The 5,214-nt window shown below is 51.2% G+C and carries 2 tRNA genes and 2 rRNA genes; all 4 read right to left on the reverse strand.

The features are described from left to right. Positions 1-94: 94 nt before the first annotated feature. Positions 95-2,986: ribosomal RNA gene (locus HDC32_RS31805) — 23S ribosomal RNA — on the reverse strand. Between the two features lie 248 nt (positions 2,987-3,234). Further along, a tRNA-Ala gene (locus tag HDC32_RS31810) sits at positions 3,235-3,310 on the reverse strand. 30 nt (positions 3,311-3,340) lie between these two features. Beyond that, positions 3,341-3,417, reverse strand: a tRNA-Ile gene (locus tag HDC32_RS31815). Positions 3,418-3,499: 82 nt separating this feature from the next. After that, positions 3,500-5,036, reverse strand: a 16S ribosomal RNA gene (locus tag HDC32_RS31820). The 16S and 23S rRNA genes sit together here with 2 tRNA genes alongside, the layout of an rRNA operon. Between the last annotated feature and the right edge of the window lie 178 nt (positions 5,037-5,214).

A 5,214-nucleotide genomic window follows, 5' to 3' on the forward strand; every position in this document is an offset into this window, starting at 1 on the left:
TCGGTGTTTTGTGAGCATCGAACTTTCGGTTCATTGCGTCTTCACACACCGCAATCTGATGCTCTTTCGAGTAGTCAAATTGCTTGGGTGTTATATGGTCAAGCCTCACGGGCAATTAGTATTGGTTAGCTCAACGCCTCACAGCGCTTACACACCCAACCTATCAACGTCGTAGTCTTCGACGGCCCTTCAGGGGACTCAAGGTCCCAGTGAGATCTCATCTTGAGGCTAGTTTCCCGCTTAGATGCTTTCAGCGGTTATCTATTCCGAACATAGCTACCCGGCAATGCCACTGGCGTGACAACCGGAACACCAGAGGTTCGTCCACTCCGGTCCTCTCGTACTAGGAGCAGCCCCTCTCAAATCTCAAACGTCCACGGCAGATAGGGACCGAACTGTCTCACGACGTTCTAAACCCAGCTCGCGTACCACTTTAAATGGCGAACAGCCATACCCTTGGGACCGGCTTCAGCCCCAGGATGTGATGAGCCGACATCGAGGTGCCAAACACCGCCGTCGATATGAACTCTTGGGCGGTATCAGCCTGTTATCCCCGGAGTACCTTTTATCCGTTGAGCGATGGCCCTTCCATACAGAACCACCGGATCACTAAGACCTACTTTCGTACCTGCTCGACGTGTCTGTCTCGCAGTCAAGCGCGCTTTTGCCTTTATACTCTACGACCGATTTCCGACCGGTCTGAGCGCACCTTCGTACTCCTCCGTTACTCTTTAGGAGGAGACCGCCCCAGTCAAACTACCCACCATACACTGTCCTCGATCCGGATAACGGACCTGAGTTAGAACCTCAAAGTTGCCAGGGTGGTATTTCAAGGTTGGCTCCACGCAGACTGGCGTCCACGCTTCAAAGCCTCCCACCTATCCTACACAAGCAAATTCAAAGTCCAGTGCAAAGCTATAGTAAAGGTTCACGGGGTCTTTCCGTCTAGCCGCGGATACACTGCATCTTCACAGCGATTTCAATTTCACTGAGTCTCGGGTGGAGACAGCGCCGCCATCGTTACGCCATTCGTGCAGGTCGGAACTTACCCGACAAGGAATTTCGCTACCTTAGGACCGTTATAGTTACGGCCGCCGTTTACCGGGGCTTCGATCAAGAGCTTCGCGTTAGCTAACCCCATCAATTAACCTTCCGGCACCGGGCAGGCGTCACACCCTATACGTCCACTTTCGTGTTTGCAGAGTGCTGTGTTTTTAATAAACAGTCGCAGCGGCCTGGTATCTTCGACCGGCATGAGCTTACGGAGCAAGTCCTTCACCCTCACCGGCGCACCTTCTCCCGAAGTTACGGTGCCATTTTGCCTAGTTCCTTCACCCGAGTTCTCTCAAGCGCCTTGGTATTCTCTACCCAACCACCTGTGTCGGTTTGGGGTACGGTTCCTGGTTACCTGAAGCTTAGAAGCTTTTCTTGGAAGCATGGCATCAACCACTTCGTTAACTAAAAGTTAACTCGTCATCAGCTCTCGGCCTTAAGATCCCGGATTTACCTAAGATCTCAGCCTACCACCTTAAACTTGGACAACCAACGCCAAGCTGGCCTAGCCTTCTCCGTCCCTCCATCGCAATAACCAGAAGTACAGGAATATTAACCTGTTTTCCATCGACTACGCTTTTCAGCCTCGCCTTAGGGACCGACTAACCCTGCGTCGATTAACGTTGCGCAGGAAACCTTGGTCTTTCGGCGTGGGTGTTTTTCACACCCATTATCGTTACTCATGTCAGCATTCGCACTTCTGATACCTCCAGCAAGCTTCTCAACTCACCTTCACAGGCTTACAGAACGCTCCTCTACCGCATCACTTACGTGATACCCGTAGCTTCGGTGTATGGTTTGAGCCCCGTTACATCTTCCGCGCAGGCCGACTCGACTAGTGAGCTATTACGCTTTCTTTAAAGGGTGGCTGCTTCTAAGCCAACCTCCTAGCTGTCTAAGCCTTCCCACATCGTTTCCCACTTAACCATAACTTTGGGACCTTAGCTGACGGTCTGGGTTGTTTCCCTTTTCACGACGGACGTTAGCACCCGCCGTGTGTCTCCCATGCTCGGCACTTGTAGGTATTCGGAGTTTGCATCGGTTTGGTAAGTCGGGATGACCCCCTAGCCGAAACAGTGCTCTACCCCCTACAGTGATACATGAGGCGCTACCTAAATAGCTTTCGAGGAGAACCAGCTATCTCCGAGCTTGATTAGCCTTTCACTCCGATCCACAGGTCATCCGCTAACTTTTCAACGGTAGTCGGTTCGGTCCTCCAGTTAGTGTTACCCAACCTTCAACCTGCCCATGGATAGATCGCCCGGTTTCGGGTCTATTCCCAGCGACTAGACGCCCTATTAAGACTCGCTTTCGCTACGCCTCCCCTATTCGGTTAAGCTCGCCACTGAAAATAAGTCGCTGACCCATTATACAAAAGGTACGCAGTCACCCAACAAAGTGGGCTCCCACTGCTTGTACGCATACGGTTTCAGGATCTATTTCACTCCCCTCTCCGGGGTTCTTTTCGCCTTTCCCTCACGGTACTAGTTCACTATCGGTCAGTCAGTAGTATTTAGCCTTGGAGGATGGTCCCCCCATATTCAGACAAAGTTTCTCGTGCTCCGTCCTACTCGATTTCATGACTAAGAGATTTTCGCGTACAGGGCTATCACCCACTATGGCCGTACTTTCCAGAACGTTCCGCTAATCTCAAAGCCACTTAAGGGCTAGTCCCCGTTCGCTCGCCACTACTAAGGGAATCTCGGTTGATTTCTTTTCCTCAGGGTACTTAGATGTTTCAGTTCCCCTGGTTCGCCTCTTGCACCTATGTATTCAGTACAAGATAACCATCTTATGATGGCTGGGTTCCCCCATTCAGACATCTCCGGATCAAAGTCTGTTTGCCGACTCCCCGAAGCTTTTCGCAGGCTACCACGTCTTTCATCGCCTCTGACTGCCAAGGCATCCACCGTATGCGCTTCTTCACTTGACCATATAACCCCAAGCAATCTGGTTATACTGTGAAGACGACATTCGCCGAAAATTCGATAATACTCAATTCAGAGTAACTCACAAATTTTACCTTAGCCTGATCCGTTACCAGTGAAAGTAACGTTCAGTCTATCTTTCTATCACATACCCAAATTTTTAAAGAACGATCTAATCAAAGACTAGAAATCAACATTCACCATCTTTCAATGGAATGCTCATTTCTAAGCTTTCATAACGTAGAAGCAGTAGTGGTGGAGCCAAACGGGATCGAACCGTTGACCTCCTGCGTGCAAGGCAGGCGCTCTCCCAGCTGAGCTATGGCCCCGTATTTCTACAGGCGTTTCCCACACAAAATTGGTGGGTCTGGGCAGATTCGAACTGCCGACCTCACCCTTATCAGGGGTGCGCTCTAACCAACTGAGCTACAGACCCAATTTCGGGCTGCTTCTTATCGTCTTCTTCAATGAATCAAGCAATTCGTGTGGGAACTTATGGAGCAGCTGATGTCGTCGATTAAGGAGGTGATCCAGCCGCAGGTTCCCCTACGGCTACCTTGTTACGACTTCACCCCAGTCATGAATCACACCGTGGTAACCGTCCTCCCGAAGGTTAGACTAGCTACTTCTGGTGCAACCCACTCCCATGGTGTGACGGGCGGTGTGTACAAGGCCCGGGAACGTATTCACCGCGACATTCTGATTCGCGATTACTAGCGATTCCGACTTCACGCAGTCGAGTTGCAGACTGCGATCCGGACTACGATCGGTTTTCTGGGATTAGCTCCACCTCGCGGCTTGGCAACCCTCTGTACCGACCATTGTAGCACGTGTGTAGCCCAGGCCGTAAGGGCCATGATGACTTGACGTCATCCCCACCTTCCTCCGGTTTGTCACCGGCAGTCTCCTTAGAGTGCCCACCATTACGTGCTGGTAACTAAGGACAAGGGTTGCGCTCGTTACGGGACTTAACCCAACATCTCACGACACGAGCTGACGACAGCCATGCAGCACCTGTCTCAATGTTCCCGAAGGCACCAATCTATCTCTAGAAAGTTCATTGGATGTCAAGGCCTGGTAAGGTTCTTCGCGTTGCTTCGAATTAAACCACATGCTCCACCGCTTGTGCGGGCCCCCGTCAATTCATTTGAGTTTTAACCTTGCGGCCGTACTCCCCAGGCGGTCAACTTAATGCGTTAGCTGCGCCACTAAGAGCTCAAGGCTCCCAACGGCTAGTTGACATCGTTTACGGCGTGGACTACCAGGGTATCTAATCCTGTTTGCTCCCCACGCTTTCGCACCTCAGTGTCAGTATCAGTCCAGGTGGTCGCCTTCGCCACTGGTGTTCCTTCCTATATCTACGCATTTCACCGCTACACAGGAAATTCCACCACCCTCTACCATACTCTAGTCAGTCAGTTTTGAATGCAGTTCCCAGGTTGAGCCCGGGGATTTCACATCCAACTTAACAAACCACCTACGCGCGCTTTACGCCCAGTAATTCCGATTAACGCTTGCACCCTCTGTATTACCGCGGCTGCTGGCACAGAGTTAGCCGGTGCTTATTCTGTCGGTAACGTCAAAACCATCACGTATTAGGTAATGGCCCTTCCTCCCAACTTAAAGTGCTTTACAATCCGAAGACCTTCTTCACACACGCGGCATGGCTGGATCAGGCTTTCGCCCATTGTCCAATATTCCCCACTGCTGCCTCCCGTAGGAGTCTGGACCGTGTCTCAGTTCCAGTGTGACTGATCATCCTCTCAGACCAGTTACGGATCGTCGCCTTGGTGAGCCATTACCCCACCAACTAGCTAATCCGACCTAGGCTCATCTGATAGCGCAAGGCCCGAAGGTCCCCTGCTTTCTCCCGTAGGACGTATGCGGTATTAGCGTCCGTTTCCGAACGTTATCCCCCACTACCAGGCAGATTCCTAGGCATTACTCACCCGTCCGCCGCTCTCAAGAGAAGCAAGCTTCTCTCTACCGCTCGACTTGCATGTGTTAGGCCTGCCGCCAGCGTTCAATCTGAGCCATGATCAAACTCTTCAGTTCAAACATCTTTGGGTTTTTAAGAAACCCTAAACTTGGCTCAGCAATCGTTGGTTATTCTTTGATTTCTCGCGGAGTAACTTGTGATGCTGATAATCTTGTTGACTATCAGTCTGACTCCACAAGCACCCACACGAATTGCTTGATTCAGTTGTTAAAGAGCGGTTGGTTAAGAGCTTTC

The organism is Pseudomonas sp. JAI120, assembly GCF_014207255.1.
Taxonomy (GTDB): Bacteria; Pseudomonadota; Gammaproteobacteria; order Pseudomonadales; family Pseudomonadaceae; genus Aquipseudomonas.